The 15,851-nt window shown below is 73.0% G+C and carries 10 protein-coding genes and 1 pseudogene; 7 read left to right on the top strand and 4 right to left on the bottom strand.

Annotated features, from left to right (window positions below; genetic code table 11):
- Window positions 1-89: 89 nt before the first annotated feature.
- Both FQY79_RS15270 and FQY79_RS15265 read right to left on the bottom strand, forming a co-directional pair.
- A complete protein-coding gene (locus FQY79_RS15270) occupies window positions 90-233 on the bottom strand; it encodes a type I restriction-modification system subunit M N-terminal domain-containing protein (protein ID WP_222434304.1) in 144 nt (47 codons plus the stop codon).
- Between the two features lie 181 nt (window positions 234-414).
- Window positions 415-1,416: a zinc-dependent alcohol dehydrogenase family protein gene (locus FQY79_RS15265; RefSeq protein ID WP_246123159.1), complete on the bottom strand. Its 1,002-nt coding sequence runs from the start codon at window positions 1,414-1,416 to the stop codon at window positions 415-417.
- Window positions 1,417-1,582: 166 nt separating this feature from the next.
- Here FQY79_RS15265 and FQY79_RS15260 point away from each other — a divergent pair, with 166 nt between their 5' ends.
- The 4 genes and pseudogenes from FQY79_RS15260 (at window position 1,583) to tadA (ending at window position 4,260) form a co-directional block, all read left to right on the top strand.
- A complete protein-coding gene (locus FQY79_RS15260) occupies window positions 1,583-2,128 on the top strand; it encodes a dihydrofolate reductase family protein (RefSeq protein WP_027073245.1) in 546 nt (181 codons plus the stop codon).
- Between the two features lie 135 nt (window positions 2,129-2,263).
- The gene (locus tag FQY79_RS15255) at window positions 2,264-3,238 is read left to right on the top strand and encodes an aldo/keto reductase (RefSeq protein ID WP_246123158.1); all 975 of its coding nucleotides are present in this window, start codon (window positions 2,264-2,266) and stop codon (window positions 3,236-3,238) included.
- Window positions 3,238-3,678: pseudogene (locus FQY79_RS15770) on the top strand (N-acetyltransferase family protein); the annotation flags it as partial. The gene FQY79_RS15255 and the pseudogene FQY79_RS15770, both read left to right, overlap by 1 nt.
- A 63-nt stretch (window positions 3,679-3,741) precedes the next feature.
- Entirely contained in the window at window positions 3,742-4,260 is a 519-nt protein-coding gene (gene tadA, locus FQY79_RS15765; protein ID WP_246123161.1) for a tRNA adenosine(34) deaminase TadA, read from the top strand.
- On the opposite strand, the gene FQY79_RS15245 is transcribed toward tadA, so the two are convergent.
- Window positions 4,257-4,790 (bottom strand): DUF2721 domain-containing protein, encoded by a 534-nt coding sequence (locus tag FQY79_RS15245; RefSeq protein WP_146313756.1) that lies wholly within the window; start codon window positions 4,788-4,790, stop codon window positions 4,257-4,259. The two genes, tadA and FQY79_RS15245, sit on opposite strands and share 4 nt — an antisense overlap.
- 62 nt (window positions 4,791-4,852) lie before the next feature.
- On the opposite strand from FQY79_RS15245, the gene orn reads away from it, so the two are divergent.
- Window positions 4,853-5,425, top strand: a complete 573-nt coding sequence (orn, locus tag FQY79_RS15240; RefSeq protein WP_146313754.1) for an oligoribonuclease — start codon at window positions 4,853-4,855, stop codon at window positions 5,423-5,425.
- Window positions 5,426-5,551: 126 nt separating this feature from the next.
- On the opposite strand, the gene FQY79_RS15825 is transcribed toward orn, so the two are convergent.
- Window positions 5,552-12,346: an autotransporter-associated beta strand repeat-containing protein gene (locus FQY79_RS15825; protein WP_146313752.1), complete on the bottom strand. Its 6,795-nt coding sequence runs from the start codon at window positions 12,344-12,346 to the stop codon at window positions 5,552-5,554.
- A gap of 151 nt (window positions 12,347-12,497) precedes the next feature.
- Between FQY79_RS15825 and FQY79_RS15230 the strand changes: the two genes are divergently transcribed.
- Together FQY79_RS15230 and FQY79_RS15225 are read left to right on the top strand one after the other, a co-directional pair.
- Window positions 12,498-14,930: a serine/threonine-protein kinase gene (locus FQY79_RS15230; RefSeq protein ID WP_146313751.1), complete on the top strand. Its 2,433-nt coding sequence runs from the start codon at window positions 12,498-12,500 to the stop codon at window positions 14,928-14,930.
- Between the two features lie 59 nt (window positions 14,931-14,989).
- Entirely contained in the window at window positions 14,990-15,532 is a 543-nt protein-coding gene (locus FQY79_RS15225) for an ECF-type sigma factor (RefSeq protein WP_246123157.1), read from the top strand.
- The last annotated feature ends 319 nt before the right edge of the window (window positions 15,533-15,851 follow it).

Below are 15,851 nucleotides of genomic sequence, written 5' to 3'. Positions count from 1 at the left end.
ACTGCTGGGGTCGATCGGCAACATACCCCCGGCAGAAGCGGAGGCGGCGTACTACGCTGGCAACACGGGTCACGCCATCGCGGCGTGACTCAAACGAAATGGCCTCCGGAGAAGCCGGGGCGATTCAGCATTCCGAAGATGTACTCCTTGAACTCGGAGGCATCCATCTTGCCGCGCAGGATGTCGGCGGCTTTGAAGAGGTGGCGCTCCAGTTGGGGCAGGGTCAATGGCACGGGTTACCTTCCAGATTTGGTCATGGCTTGCCTTCCAGAATCAGCGGCTTCTGGCGGGCTGCATATTCGTAGGTGGGTTGCGCTTCACCTTGCGCATCAGGTGGGGCTGGAGCATCGCTTCGAGCTCTTGTCGCCGACGACCGAAATTGTATGCGACCAGTTTCCGGGCAGGCCGCTCTGGTCATGGTCGTAGTACCGCAGCCCCGCTTAGCCGCCCCTCGCGCAGATCAGCCAAGGCCTCGTTGGCGGAGGCCAACGGATAGGGCACCGCATGCACCCGCAGCGGCTCGCGCGTTGCAAGCCCCAGGAACTCGCGCCCATCCGCCCGCGTGAGGTTGGCCACCGACACCAGCTCGCGTTCCTCCCACAGCAGGCTGTACGGAAAAGCGGGGATGTCGGTCATGTGGATGCCGCCGCAGACGACGCGGCCGCCCTTGCGGACGGCGGCGAGGGCGCGGGGGACGAGGTCGCCGACGGGGGCGAACAGGATGGCGGCGTCCAGCGGGCGGTCGGGCAGGCGGTCGGAGTCGCCGGCCCAGGTGGCGCCGAGGGAGCGGGCGAAGTCCTGCGCACGGGTGTCGCCCGGGCGGGTGAAGGCATGCACGCAGCGGCCCTGGCGGATCGCGACCTGGGCGATCAGGTGGGCGGCGGCGCCGAAGCCGTACAGGCCGAGGTCGCGTCCGGGGCCGGCCGCCTTGAGCGCGCGCCAGCCGATCAGGCCGGCGCACATCAGCGGGGCGGTGTGGACGGGGTCCGCGTCCGCCGGCAGCGGCAGGCAGAACGCGGCGTCGGCGATGGCGTGGGTGGCGAAGCCGCCGTCGCGGGTGTAGCCGGTGAAGCCGGGGGCATCGCACAGGTTCTCGCGGTCGGCGGCGCAGTAGGCGCAGTGGCCGCAGGTCTGGCCCAGCCAGCCCACGCCCACGCGCTGGCCGGGGTGCAGGCCGTGCACGCCGGGACCGGTGGCGTCGACCTCGCCGACGATCTCGTGCCCGGGCACCAGCGGCAGGGCGGGGTGGGGCAGTTCGCCGTCCACCACGTGCAGGTCGGTGCGGCAGACGGCGCAGGCCAGCACGCGCAGCCGCACCTGTCCCGGCCCGGGCGCGGGCAGCGGCCGTGTCTCCCGCACCAGCGGCTGACCCGGCCGGTGCAGGACCATCGCGTGCATCATTCCCTCTGGCGGCATGCGTGCTTCCCCGGCGCAGGGCGCGGCCCCGTGCCGGCGCCATGACTGCCTCCACATCCTAGCGGCTTGCCGGGCGGTGTGGCCCGCGGGCGGCGCGGTCACCGTGTCGACCGCCCGGCCGTTGGATCGTCCTGCCGGGGGAGTGAGCTCCGACGGAGTCCGCGCCATGCCCCGCATCATCTGCTCGATCAACGCCACGCTCTCCGGCACCTGCCACCACGGGGACGTGGTCGCCGACGCCGAACACCACCGCTATGCCGCCGCGCTGGCGCGCTCGGCCGCGGCGCTGCTGCTGGGCCGGGCCACGTACGAGCTGTTCGCCGCCTTCTGGCCACGGGCGCTGCACCGTCGCGACCTGCCGGCGGAGGTGCTGGAGCTGGCCCGGGTGCTGGATGCAAAACCCCGGATCGTCGTGTCCGGCCGCGAACCGGCCACGGCCTGGCCCGGCACTACCCGGGTCGCCGGCCTGGAGGCACTGCGCGCCACGCTGGCCGGCATCGGCGGGAGCGTGGTCCTGTTTGGCAGCCCCGGACTGGCCGCTTCGCTGGCCGCGGCGGGAATGCTCGACGAGGTGCACATCCTCCTGCAGCCGCTGTTTGCCACGCGCGGCCCGCGGCTGCCGCCCCTGTGGGCGGGCCAGGCCTTCCGCACCGTGTCGGCGGAGCGTTTCGGCTCCGGCGTGGTGCTGCTCCGTTGCCGGCCCGCGGGCTGAGGCGGTCCGCGGGCCGCCCCGCCGGCTTGGGTGGCACCGGCCCGGTGCTGCATCATGGCCCGGCGGCAGGCCCCGCCGGTGTCCGCCGGCGCCCGCGCGTCTGCCTTCCCCCGAGAGGTTCCCATGCAAAAGAGAGTGTTCGGACGTACCGGCCGCCAGGTCGGCGAGATCGGCTTTGGCGCCTGGGCCATCGGCGGCGCCTGGGGCCGGACCGACGATGCCGAGTCCATGGCGGCCCTGCACGCCGCGCTGGACGCGGGCCTGGACTTCATCGACACCGCCGACGTGTACGGCGACGGCCATTCCGAGCGGCTGATCGCCCGCGTGCTGAAGGAGCGCGGCGGCCCGCGCCCGTTCGTGGCCACCAAGGCCGGCCGCCGCCTGCCGAAGCAGGTGGTGGAGGGGTACACCGCACAGAACCTGTCGGCCTGGATCGAGCGCAGCCTGCGCAACCTGGAGGCCGACACGCTGGACCTGGTGCAGCTGCACTGCCCGCCGACCGACGCCTACTACCACCCGGAGATCTTCGAGGCGATGGAGCGCCTGGTGGAGCAGGGCAAGATCCGCCACTACGGCGTCAGCGTCGAGCGGGTGGAGGAGGCCCTCAAGGCCATCGAGTACCCGGGCGTGGCCAGCGTGCAGATCATCTTCAACATGTTCCGGCAGCGCCCGGCGGAGCTGTTCTTCCGGCAGGCGCAGCGCCGCAACGTGGCGGTGATCGTGCGCGTGCCGCTGGCCAGCGGCCTGCTGACCGGCAAGTTCGGCCCGGACACCACCTTCGCCGAGGACGACCACCGCCGCTTCAACCGCCACGGCGAGGCCTTCGACGTGGGCGAGACCTTCTCCGGCGTGCCCTACGAGGTCGGCCTGGCCGCGGTGGAGAAGCTGCGCCCGCTGGTGCCCGAAGGCGCGACCCTGGCCCAGCTGGCGCTGCGCTGGATCCTGATGGACGAGGCGGTGTCGGTGGTGATCCCGGGCGCGAAGAATCCGCAGCAGGCGCTGGCCAACATCGCCGCCGCCGGGCTGCCGCCGCTGCCGGCCTCGACCATGGAGGCGGTGCAGCGGATCTACGACGAGGACATCCGCCCGCACGTCCACCAGCGCTGGTGATGCAGGGCGAGGCGTCCCCGCTGCGGATCGTCCCGGCCACGCCGGCGGACGTCGAGGCGCTGGCCGCGCTGCTGGTCGAGACCGTGGCCGGCAACGGCTCGGTCGGGTTCATGCATCCGCTCGATCCGGCCCAGGCGCGCGCGTTCTGGGAGGCCTCGCTGCGCGAGGTGGCGCAGGGCGGGCGCATCGTCCTGTGCGCCTGGCGCGAGGGCACGCTGCTGGGGACGGGTTCGCTGGTGCTGGTGTCCGCGCCCAGCCAGCCGCACCGCGCCGAGCTGACCAAGGTGATGACCTCGCACGCGGCGCGCGGCGCGGGCGTGGGCGCGGCCCTGGTCGCGGCGCTCGAGGACGCGGCACGCGCGCGCGGGCGCAGGCTGCTCACGCTCGATGCCTCGCTGGTCGACGGCCCGTCCGGCTTCTACCGCCGCCTCGGCTACCGCACCACCGGCGACATCCCCGAGTACGCCTACAAGCCGCTCGGTGGCCTGGCGCCGACGCGGATCATGTGGAAGCTGCTCGACGCGCGCGAGCCGGCGCCGCTGCCGGTGGACCCGGCCGCGGACGAGCGCTTCATGCGCCTGGCGCTGGAGCTGGGCGAGCGCGCGGCGCGCGAGGACGACGAGATCCCCGTCGGCGCGGTGCTGGTGTCGGCGCAAGGCGAGGTGCTGGGCCAGGGCTGGAACCGCAACATCGGCGACCACGACCCCAGCGCCCACGCCGAGATCCTGGCCCTGCGCGAGGCCGGACGCCGGCTCGGCAACTACCGCCTGCTCGGCTGCACGCTGTACGTGACCCTGGAACCGTGCGCGATGTGCGCCATGGCGCTGGTGCACGCGCGCATCGCGCGGCTGGTGTACGGCGCGGCCGATCCCAAGACCGGCGCCTGCGGCAGCGTATTCGACCTGTTGGGCGACCCGCGCCACAACCACCGGGTCGAGGTGACGGGTGGCGTGCTGGGCGAGGAAGCCGGGCGCCGGCTCAGCAATTACTTCCGCGCCAAGCGCGGCAAGCCGCCGCTCTAGCCGGCGCTGTCGCCGTCGCGTCCGTGCTTCTTCGCCGCATCGCCGGCGATGAAGGCGGCGAGGGCGGGGCGGTTGGCGAAACGGTGGCCGTCGTCCATCTCGTCGTTCACCGCCTTCACCGCCATCGAGGCCTCGCTGGCCAGCAGCAGGCTCGATCCGAACATGGCCAGCACCCCGAGCGCGGCCATGATCGTGGGCAGCGGACCGAAGACGTGGTCGAAGAACGCATCGCCGGCCACCAGCAGGCTGGTGGCGACGAAGCAGCTGATCGCCACGTACAGCAGCTGGCTGGCGTGCAGGATGATCACGCTGCGCCGGCGCTGGACCACGATCCGCTGCTCGAGCAGGGCGCGGGTCTCGGGATCGGAGCAGGCGGCGAGGTCCCGGAGCAGCACGCGGGCGCGATCGATGATCCGCGCCAGGCGCGCGTTGGCCGAGGTCAGCAGCGCGGCGGTCGCGGTCAGGAAGAACGCGGGCGCGAGCATCGCGGTCAGGATCGCGTAGTGGGCCAGGGAGGCGTTCGACGGCATCAGGGTCGGGGCAGGCGGGGGCGCGGGTTATCATGCCGTGTCCCGGCAGCGACCGCGAGCGCATGGCAGCGAACGACCTTCCCGGCGGCCACGGCCGCCTCGTCTGGATCGACCTGGAAATGACCGGGCTCGACACCGACCGCGACTCGATCCTCGAGATCGCCACCGTGGTCACCGACTCCGAACTCAACGTGCTCGCCGAAGGGCCGAGCCTGGCCATCGCCCATCCACTGTCGGCGCTGGAGTCGATGGACGAGTGGAACCGCAACCAGCACGGCAAGTCCGGCCTGTGGCGGCGGGTGCTGGAGGAGGGCGTGTCGATGGCCGAGGCCGAGGCCCGGACCATCGCCTTCCTGCGCGAGTGGGTCGAGGCTGGGCAGTCGCCCATGTGCGGCAACTCGATCTGCCAGGACCGTCGCTTCCTGCACCGGCAGATGCCGCAGCTCGAGCGCTATTTCCACTACCGCAACCTGGACGTGAGCACGCTCAAGGAACTGGCCCGGCGCTGGGCGCCGCAGGTGCTGGCCGGCGTGCGCAAGGCCTCCGCGCACACCGCGCTGAGCGACGTGCACGACTCGATCGGGGAACTGCGCCACTACCGCCGGCACATGGCGGCGCTGGCGCTGCAGGGCTGACCCGCCACGTTCGTCCATCGCCGGGCGGGCCGGACGGTCGGCCCGCCGCCCGATGCGGCGACGATCGCGCGGGCGTGCGCGTCGTCGCGGTGGTCGAGGACCAGGATCGACCTGGTCCACGCGGCCCTAGAACGTCGCCTGCCACTGCAGCTGCGCGCCCCACGCGCGGCTGCCGTCGCCGGCCTGGCCGGCCATGCCCAGGGCAAGACGGCTGCGCGGGCCGGTGGCCAGCCCCAGGTCCAGGGCGTAGACCAGGCTGTTGCGGGCCATGGCCGGGGCGTACACCGTGAACGCATCGCCGGCATCGAACGCGACCGTGGCCCATGGCGTGAGGTCGCCCCAGGCGTGGCGCCAGCCCAGGCGGGCCTGCAGCCGGCTTCCATCGCCAAGCCGGCGGTCGGCCAGCACCCCCAGCGTGGCGCTGCCCAGGTCGTGGCGTCCCCCGGCCACCGACAGCGCGGCGCTGCCGCCGGACTCCCGGGCCGGGTCGCTGTCGAGGCGGACCTGGCGGATGCCCAGCCAGGGGGCCACGCCGCGGGCAGGCTCGGCCAGACTGGCTTCCAGGAACAGCACATCGGCCTCGGCGTCGGACGACGACGCCAGCGTTTCGTCGATCTCGGCGAGCGCCACCCGGCGGTCCAGTTCCAGCGTGTACCTGCCGCGGGCAACGCCGCCGGCGAGCTGCACCGGCCCGAGCGTCGCGGCCGCGTGGAGCGCCAGGTGGCGGCTGTCGATGCGGTTCCGGGAGCTCCGGTCGCTGACCTGCTGGTTGGTGCGGCGCTTGCCGGCGGCCAGGCCGATCCGGCCCGGGCCGACCTCGACGTCCGCGCCCACCGCCAGTCCGTGGGCGTTGCCCTGCCAGCGGGCCCCGTTGCCGTCGCTGCCGGTTCGGGCCTGGCCACCGCCGGCATCCAGCCAGAGCGTGGTGGCCGGGGTCAGTTCGCCCGTCGCGGCCGCGCCCGCGTGGCGCCGCGTGACCGCGTCCGCCAGCCAGCCGGCATCGTCCAGCAGGAGCGCGCGGGCCGAGGCATGCGCTTCGCCCGAGAGCGCGTCGAAGCCGGCGCGGATCAGCGCGGCGTCGTCGGGCATCTGCGCGATCGCGTCATGGACCGCATGGCCGGCCTCGACCCCGATGCTCTCGATGCCGGCCGCGGTGGCCTTCTGGTTGCGGGTCGACGCCACCGAGGCGAAGTCGCGGTCGTTGCGCACGAGCGTCAGGTCCACCGTGCCGGCCTGGTGGTCGTAGGCCAGTTCCGGGGCCAGGAAGGCGAAGTCGGAGCTGACGGTGTCGAAGGTGCCCTGCAGCGATCCCGCCGAGAGGATGCGATAGGTCGAGCGGAGGCGGTACCCGCCATTGGCTCCGATGTGGACCACGCTGCCGCCCTGGAGCGAGGCGGTTCCGGTCACCTCGACCAGGTCGCTGCCGGTGCCCGCCGGATCGACCTCGACCTCGTAGCGCGCACCGGCCTGGAAGACCAGGTCGCCATCGATCCGCAGGGTACCGATCGAATTGCCCGGGGCGAGGGTGGCGCCCGCCTGCACCGTAGTGTCGCCGACCGTGCCGGCGCCGCCGAGCGTGGCGCCGTCCTGCACCGTGACGCGGCCGCCGAGCAGGCCGTCGACCCGCAGCGTGCCGGCGGACACCGTGGTGGTGCCGGTGAAGCCGGCGCTGTTGCCGGTCAGGCCCAGGCCGCCTTCGCCTTCCTTGACGATGTCGCCTGCACCGGAGAGGGCAGCGGCGAGCGACGCCGTCGTGTGCTGGTCGAAGCGCAGGGAAGCGCCGTCGTCCACCCGGATGTCGCCATCGCCGAAGCCGGCGGCATGGCCGACCAGTGCCCCGGCCTCGACCCGGGTGCCTCCCCGGTAGCGGTTCGTGCCGGTGAGCACCAGCGTGCCGGCGCCGTCCTTGACCAGGACGCCGTCGCCGCCGATGGATCCGGACAGGGTCAGGGTGGCGTCGCGGGCGGTTGCGATGCGGCCGTCCGACTCCAGCGTCAGCGCGCGGCCACTGTCGAAGCTCTCTGCGGCGTGGAGCGCACCGCCGGCCAACACGATGTCTCCGGATGTCGCGCCCAGCGCGGAGTCGGAAGACACCGACAGCGTGCCGCCCTCGATCCGCGTGCCGCCGGTGTAGGCGTTGTCGCCTTCCAGCACCAGCGTGCCCAGGTCCGTCTTCACCAGGGTGGCGTCGCCGTGCAGGGCAGAGGACAGGAAGGCCGTGAACCCCGCGCCGTCGCTGCCGCCGTTGCCCACCCGGACGACGCTGCGGCCATCGATGCCCTCCAGCCGCAGGGCATCGCCTTCCACGCGGTAGCCATCCGTCGCGAACTGCAGCCCGGCCAGCGGCATGCCGGCGACGGGCGCATCCACCGTGACCACCCCGGCTTCGCCCTGGAACACGGCGAATGCCGGCACCGGCGACAACGGGCCGTTGACGATGCCGTTGGCATCGGTCCAGTTGCGGCCGCCCGCCTGCCAGCGGCCGCTTCCGCCATCGACCGCGCCATTGTCGTGCCGGGCCGGGTCGCCGCCGTCCCAGAACACCAGCCGTGCGCCGACCGCGGACACCAGGTTGACCTGGCCCGCGACCGCGGTCTGCAGGAGCAGGCGTCCCGGATCGGCGCCGTCCGGCATCTCCCCGAACGCCAGCCCGTTGCCGCCAAGCGTGCCGCCGTAGTCGAACAGCCGGTAGATGCCGGCGCCGAACCCGCCGGCATCGGTGATGTCCAGCGTGCCATCCAGGGACAGGTCGCCGTCGACCCGGAACAGCGCGCTCGCGCCGGACGCGCCGAGGGCCGCCGCCACCCGGCTGCCGGCATCCAGGGCCAGGTCGCCGCCGATCTCCAGGGTCTGGCCCTGTTCGCCCGACAGCGTGCCGCCGGACACCGTCACGTCGCCTCCGACCGTGCCGGCGCCGCCGAGCGTGGCGCCGTCCTCCACCGAGACGCGGCCGCCAAGCATGCCGTCGACCCGCAGCGTGCCGGCGGACACCGTGGTGGTGCCGGTGAAGCCGGAGCTGTCGCCAGCCAGGGTCAGGCCGCCAGCGCCTTGCTTGCGCAACGCCCCGTCGCCGGAGAGGGTGCCGGCGTAGGTGCCGTCGGCCTCCTGGTCGAAGCGGAAGCCGGCGCCGCCCGCGATCGCGAGGTCGCCCGTGAACCGTTGCGCGGACGCGGCCAATGTCCCGGCTTCCACGGTCCAGGCCAGCGTCGAATGCCCGGCCAGTTCCAGCAACCCGGCGCCGCGCTTGACCATGCCGCCGCCGGTGTCGCCGAGTCCGGCGATCGCGCCGGCGAACACGGCGTCGTCCTCCTGCTCGAAGACCACGGTGCCGCCGTTGTGCAGGTCGCCGGCGATCGCGCCGGCGCTGCCGACCAGGGTGCCGGCCAGGACCCGGGTGCCGCCGGTGTAGGCGTTGTCGCCTTCCAGCACCAGGGTGCCGGCGCCGTCCTTGACCAGGGCGCCGTCGCCGGCGATGTCCTGCGCCAGCGTGAAGCGGTGGCCGGCATCGGCGATGTCGAAGCCGCCGCCGCCATCGCCCAGGGTGATGGCGCGCGTGGTGGCGTCGAAAACCCTGCCGGTCACCTGCAGCATGCCGCCGTCGAAATGCAGCGCACCGGCGCCCGCGCCCAGGGCCGCATCGGAGGCCACCGACAGCGTGCCGCCGAGCAGGTGGGTGCCGCCGGTGTAGGCGTTGTCGCCTTCCAGCACCAGCGTGCCGCCACCGGCCTTGCGCAGCACGCTGCCGGCGCCGTCCTCGATGCGCGAGGCCACCGTGGCCGTCACCCCGGCATCGACGTTGAAGCTGCCGCCCGCGGTCGCCGCCATGCGCAGGGCGTCGCCCTCGATCCGGTATCCGTCGGTGGAGAACTGCAGGGTGTCGAACCGTTGCGTGTCCTGCACGGTCACCGTGCCCGCGGTGCCGGCGAACACGCCCACCGAACCGCCCCAGCCGGCATTGGCAGTGCCGTCGGCGTCGGTCCAGTTGGTTCCGAAGCCCTGCCAGAGGCCGTCACCGCCATCCACGGTGCCGTTGCCGGCGGTGTCGCCGCCATCCCAGAACTGCATCGTCTGGCCGGCGCCCAGGACCACCAGGTTGACCTGTCCGGCCACGTCGTAGCGCAGGTCGGGGTTGCCGGACGCGGCCTGGAAGCCCGCGGTGCCGGTCACCGTGCCTCCGGCGAACGTGCCGGTCAGGGCGCCGCCGTAATGGAACAGGCGGTAATGGCCGGCCGCGGCTACCCGGGCGTCGAGCTGGCCATCCAGCGACAGATCGCCGGCCACCTCCACCAGGTCGTTGCCGCGGGCCCCCGTTCCACCGGCCACGCCGGGGCTGTTGAGCTCGAACACGGCGCGCGAACCGGCTTCCAGCGCCAGGTCGCCATCCACCTGCAGCGTGCCCGGGCTGTTGCCCGCCGAGAGCGTGCCACCGGCCCGCACGCGGGTGTCGGCGACCGTGCCGCTGCCGCCGAGCGTACCGCCGTCCTGCACCGTGATGTGGCCGCCAAGCGCGCCATCGACCAGCAACGTGCCGCCCGCCACCGTGGTGGCGCCGGCAAAGCCCGAGCTGTCGCCGGCCAGGGTGGTGGTACCGGCGAGGTGGTGCAGGGCGTGCGTGCCGGTATCGGTGCTCAGGAGTACGGCGCCGAAGGCAATGTCGTCCGTGTGGTTGAACACCAGCGTCGCCTCGCCGGCACCGAACTCCACCCGTTCGCTGTCGAGGATGCCGGCGGCCTCGGCAGTCTCTCCGAAGGCAGCGCCGATGTTGAGCGTGCCGCGGGAGCCTGCATGGCCGGCCAGCCGGATCATGTTCCGTTCGGCTGCGCCGCCCGTTCCCGTGCCCGTCTGCACGCGACCGCCGCTGGCCAGGGTGAGGCTGCCTTCGCTGCCTTCGTACTGGCCGACCACGACCCCGCCTTCATGGATCCAGGCGCCGCCGTTGCGGATGGTGGCGCTGCCGCGGGAAGACGGAGCGTTGTAGGACGCGATGTGCCCGGTGGCCAGGCTGGTACCGACGCGGGAGGTGACCACCGCGCCGTCGTCGATGAGCAGGGTACCGTTGCCGGCCTCGCCCAGCCGGATCTCGCCTTGCGTGTCCCAGCGGCTGCCAGCGCCGGTGACCACCGCGTCGCCCGTGGCGCCGGACCCGTATCCCAGCCGCACGATGCCGCTCTCCACCCGGCCACCGTGCTCTACCCGCAGGCTGCCGCTGCCGGACTGGCCGTTGCCACCGACATGCAGGAATTCGTTGCTGCGCCAGAGGGAAGCTTCTCCGGTGACGGTGACGAAGCCCTGCGAGTCGTTCCGGTTGCCGACGACGGCGATGCCGTTCTCGAGGCGGGCGCCGTCGCGGATCACCACCCGGGCCTCGCTGCCGGTGTCCCCGATCAGCGCGCTGGCGCCGAACGTGGCGCTGGTGCCTTCGCCGAGCAGTTCCAGCGTGACGCGGGTGCGCACCCGGTTCATGTACAGCCCGCCCGTGGCCTGCAGCGTGGCGCCATCGCGCAGCTGGAGGGTGCCGCCGTCGTCCACCGGCGCCCAGGTTCCCACCGACTCGTAGCGTCCGAGGTACAGGTTGTCCAGGCGGTGCTCGCCACCATCGAGGGCCAGGGTGCCGGCGCCTTCCTTGATCATGTGGCCGGTGCCGGAGACCTGGCTGGACAGGATGGCGTCCGTGGCCTGGTCGAGGCGCAGGAAGGCGCCGGTGCCGATCTCGATCCCGCCGCTGCCGAAGCTGCCGGCATGGCCGACCAGCCTCCCGCCCTCGATGCGCGTGCCGCCCGCGTGGTCGTTGCTGCCGGTGAGCACCAGCGTGCCGGCGCCGTGCTTGACCAGGGCGCCGTCTCCGGTGATGTCCTGCGCCAGCGTGAAGCGGTGGCTGGCATCGGCGATGTCGAAGCCGCCGCCGCCTTCGCCCAGGGTGATCGCGCGCGTGGTGGCGCCGAAATCCCTGCCGGTCACCTGCAGCGTGCCGCCGTCGAAATGCAGCGCACTGGAGGGCGCGCCCAGCGCGGAGTCGGACGACACCGACAGCGTGCCGCCGAGCAGGTGGGTGCCGCCGGTGTAGGTGTTGGTGCCGCTCAGGACGGTGGTGCCGGCATAGTGCTCGATGGCGCCGGTGCCTGTGATATTGGTGGCGAACGTGTAGGCGCCGCTGGTGTCGGTGTGGTTGAACACGATCCGGCCGGCCGCCTCGGCGCTGCCGTTCTGGCGGCCCATCTCGATGGCGGCGACCTCGATCGTGCCGGGCGCCACGGCCTGCTCGCCGGCTGCGGCGCCGATCACCAGGGTGCCCAGACCGGGCGTCGCGTTATATGCCTCGCTTTCTCCCAGCACGAGCGTGCTGTTGCCGGCGTTGAGCGCACCGCCCTCGCGCAGGACCAGCGTGCCGCTGGAATTGCGTCCAACGCGGATGAGGCCGCCTGCGACATTCCAGGCCGAGCCGCTGCCGGTGACGGTGAGCGTGGCCGGATCGAGGTTCCAGCCGATATTGTGATAGCCGGCGGTGCCGGTCTGCAGGGTGCCGCCATTGCGGATCGTCAATTGCCCGCCTCCAAGATGGAGGCCAGCGCTTTCGGCACGTGCGCCGTCGATGGCGACGTCGTCATCAGGACGATCGATACTTACGTGGTCATCGGACGTGGGAACACGACTGTGGCCGCTTTCGTGACAATACCAATTGTCCGGGTTGAACCAGTCACCATCCTGCGCGTCCCCGTGCCAATCGCAAGAGTCCGCCCGCACGGTCGACGCCGCCATCATCAGGCCCAGCGCCAGCAGCGACAGCGGCGCGATGCCGACCGCGCTTCTGCGGCCGATGCGGCCGGCCTGCGCTGCTGTACCTGCACGCGCGCGGGCGGTTTCCGGGGCCACCTGGATCAGGCCCAGAGCGCGGTTGAAGACGAGACGATAGATGCGGTTCATGGCAAGTCCTGCAAACGGGGATCGGGATCGGGGCGCATGTCCCCGTGACCTCTGACTCAATGCGCAGGACGGCGCCGAAACCCGCCATCCGGGGCCGGGCACCTTGCCTATACTTGGCCGCGATTGCACAGGGGGAGGACGAACCTGGGTGGTGGACGGACGGACGCGTTACCGGCGGGCCGTCGCCATCGTGGAGGCGACGGACGGGCTGGACGAGGCCGCGCGCGAGGCCCTGGTCGCGCGCGAGTGCGCCGGTGACGACGCGCTGCGCGCCGAGGTCGAGTGGCTGTTGCGGGCCACGCAGGAGGAGGATCCGGCGCCCCCGCCGCCGCAGGACCTGAGCGGCGCCGTCATCGAGGCCGCCGCCGGCAGCGACTACCGGCTGCTGCACCTGCTGGGCCGTGGCGGCATGGGCGCGGTGTACCTGGCCGAGCGCCGTTTCGCCGGTGGCAACCAGCAGGTGGCCCTGAAGCTGCTCCACCCGGGCGCCTGGCCGGAGGCGGACGCGGCGCGCCGGCTGGCGTCCGAGGCCCGCATCCTGGCGCGGCTGTCGCACCGGCACATCGCCCGCCTGCTGGATGCCGGCCGGCTGCAGGACGGACGCCCGTTCCTTGCGATGGAATACGTGGAGGGCGAGCGCATCGACCGCTGGTGCGATGCCCGTGCGTTGCCGCTGGCGGAGCGGTTGCGCCTGTTCCTGAAGGTATGCGACGCGGTGGAGTACGCACACCGGCACCTGGTGATCCACCGCGACCTGAAGCCTTCCAACATCCTGGTCGATGCCGGCGGCGAGCCGAGGCTCCTGGATTTCGGCATCGCCCGCCTGCTGGACGGCGCTGCCGATGCGCCCACCGGCACCGCGCACCACGCCCTGACCCTGTCCTACGCCAGTCCCGAGCAGATCCGCAACGAGCCGCTGAGCACGGCCAGCGACGTCTGGCAGCTGGGCGTGGTGCTGTACGAGCTGGTCAGCGGCGTCCGGCCGTTCCCCGCCTCGGCCGCGCCGCTGGCGATGGGCCACGCGATCCTGTCGGGCGAGCCTGCGCCGCCGGGTCGCGCCCCCGGTCGGAAGAGGGCGGTGCCGGAGGACGTGGACGCGATCGTGATGAAGGCGATGCGCACCGCGCCGGGCGACCGTTATGCGTCCGTGGCGGAACTGGCGGCGGACCTGCGCAGGTTCCTCGCCTCGCGCCCGGTGCATGCGCGGCGCGGGCGCTGGTGGTACCGGCTGCGGCGCTTTGTGGGCCGGCACAGGGCCGGCGTGGCCGTGGGCGTGGCGTTCGTGGCGCTGCTGGCGGGATTCGCCGCCGCACGCGAGGAACAGCTGCGGGCCGCGCAGCGCGAACGCGACCGGGCCCAGGCCATGGTGGAGTTCATGCAGGGGCTGTTCGAAGACGCCGACCCCAGCCGTACCCGCGGCAACCGGATCACGGTGGCCGAAGCGCTGGACCTGGGGGTGGAGCGGCTGCGTTCGGGCCCGGCGCTGGCGCCGGCGACCCACGCCGCGCTGCTGCTGTCCATCGGCCGCGGGTACACGGCGCTGGACATGGGGCACCGGGCGATCCCGCTGCTGCGCGAGGCCGACGCGCTGCTGGCGCAGGCGGGCGCGCCGATGCTCGAACGCGGCAGGGCCAAGGCGGCCTTGCGGCGCGCGTATTCGATGGCGTTGGACACCGCGTCGGCGATCGATGCCGGCCGCGAAGCGATCGAACTGCTGCGACGGGCCGGGGCCGCCGACACGGAGATCCTCCGCGTGCGGATCAATCTCCTCTACGACCACCTGACGGTCGGCGACACGCCGCTGCCCGCGCTGCGCGATGAACTGGTGGGCATCGTGGCCGGGCTGGAGACCGCGCCGGGCAGCGACCGCGAGCTGCTGATCCAGGCCCTGGCGGTGCTGTCGATGGTCGAGGTGGCCGCCGGCGAGGACGCGGTTGCCGCGCGCCACGCCGGGCGCGCGCTGGCGATCGCGAAGGACATGTACGGCCCCGAGGATCCGGCGCTGATCTATTACCGCTTCACCGACAGCCTGGCGCGGATCCGCAGCGACCCCGCGGGCGCGGTCAGGGCGTATCGCGAACAGATCGCGGACTACGAGCGCATGAACGACCGGCCCACGCCCGGGCTGGGGGCCCTGTACACCTATGCGGGCAGGGCGCTGGCGCAGATGGGGCAGGGCGAGGAGGCGCTGGCGATGCTCGTGCGCGGCGAGGAGATCGCCAGGGGGTTCGCGGACGTTGCGCCGGACTTCCATCTCAACGTGCTGTCGCTGCTGGCCGCGCAATACCAGCGGCTGGGCCGTGCGGAGGAGGCGGAGCGGTTGCTGCAGCCGTGGCTTGAGAGGATGGAGGCGCGCGCCGGGACCGGTGCGGCCTGGGCAGTGAACGGGCGCATCCGGGCGCTCAACGTGCTCGGCGACATCGCCCTGGCGCGGGGGGCGGACGCGGAAGCGGCCGACCGTTTCCGCGCGGCGCTGGACACGGCGGCGCGGCATGCGGACGTCGCGGCGTCCGGCCTGCGCCGGGCCAGCGCCGACGGCTTGTGCCGGACCGGCAGTGCGGCGGGAGGCACGCAGTGCGGATGACTGCCAGGGCAGCCAGGGCCGTGGCCCGACAGGAACCGGGCGCCAGTGATGCGGTGGACGTGACCGGCCTGCTCCCGGCGGTGCACGCCGGGGATCCGGAGGCGCTGGCGCGGGTCATGTCCGCCATGTACGACGCGCTGCATCGGCTGGCCCGGGAGCAGCTGGCCGCCGAGTACGGCGAGCGCACGCTGGGGCCGACGGAGCTGGTGAACGAAGGCTTCCTGCGGCTGTTCGGCGCCGGCCGGCTCCCCGAGCTGGCGGATCGCCGCCACCTGCTGGGCGTGGCGGTCCGGGCGATGCGCCAGGTGCTGGTGGACGCGGCGCGCCGCCGCAATGCCGGCAAGCGCGTGCCCGCCGAGCTGTGCGTGCCGCTGGACGAGGCTGCCGTGGCGGAGGAATCCTCTGCCGCGCCGGGCACGGTATCGGCGGCGCTGGCGGAACTGGAGGCGATCGCGCCGCGGCAGGCGCAGGTGGTGGTGCTGCGCGTGTTCGCCGGCCTGGGCGAACGGGCGAGCGCCGCGCTGCTCGGGGTCTCCGAGCGCACCGTGCAGCGGGACTGGCGCATGGCGCGGGCGTGGCTGCGACGGGAGCTGGAGGGCTGACCGCCCCCCGGGTGTCCCCTGTAGGAGCGGCTTCAGCCGCGACCCGTTGTCATGGCATGCATCGTGGGCGCCGGTCGCGGCTGAAGCCGCTCCTACGGGGCATTTGGATGCTGGTTGGGGCCGCATGGCGCCGGTCGCGGCTGAAGCCGATCCTACGGGGATCCTGGATGCTGGCCGGGGTCGCGCGGGCCTGGTCGCGGCTGAAGCCGCTCCTTGTACGTTACTGGTGTCCGGCATTTGGCCGGACAGGATCGGTTTCCGGGGAAGCCGTTTGCTCCTTGGGGCAGCATTGACTGACCCCGTTTGTAGAGCGGCTCCC

The organism is Luteimonas wenzhouensis (assembly GCF_007859305.1).
GTDB classification, from domain to species: domain Bacteria; phylum Pseudomonadota; class Gammaproteobacteria; order Xanthomonadales; family Xanthomonadaceae; genus Luteimonas; species Luteimonas wenzhouensis.
Note: the sequence above shows the minus strand (reverse complement) of the source record. Positions and strands in the feature narration are given on the sequence as shown.

Excerpts from the sequence above, each read along its gene's own strand:
- FQY79_RS15825 (WP_146313752.1), bottom strand. The coding sequence starts at position 12,346 with ATGAACCGCATCTATCGTCTCGTCTTCAACCGCGCTCTGGGCCTGATC.
- FQY79_RS15265 (WP_246123159.1), bottom strand. The coding sequence starts at position 1,416 with ATGCCGCCAGAGGGAATGATGCACGCGATGGTCCTGCACCGGCCGGGT.
- FQY79_RS15260 (WP_027073245.1), top strand. The coding sequence starts at position 1,583 with ATGCCCCGCATCATCTGCTCGATCAACGCCACGCTCTCCGGCACCTGC.
- tadA (WP_246123161.1), top strand. The coding sequence starts at position 3,742 with ATGTGGAAGCTGCTCGACGCGCGCGAGCCGGCGCCGCTGCCGGTGGAC.
- orn (WP_146313754.1), top strand. The coding sequence starts at position 4,853 with ATGGCAGCGAACGACCTTCCCGGCGGCCACGGCCGCCTCGTCTGGATC.
- FQY79_RS15245 (WP_146313756.1), bottom strand. The coding sequence starts at position 4,790 with ATGCCGTCGAACGCCTCCCTGGCCCACTACGCGATCCTGACCGCGATG.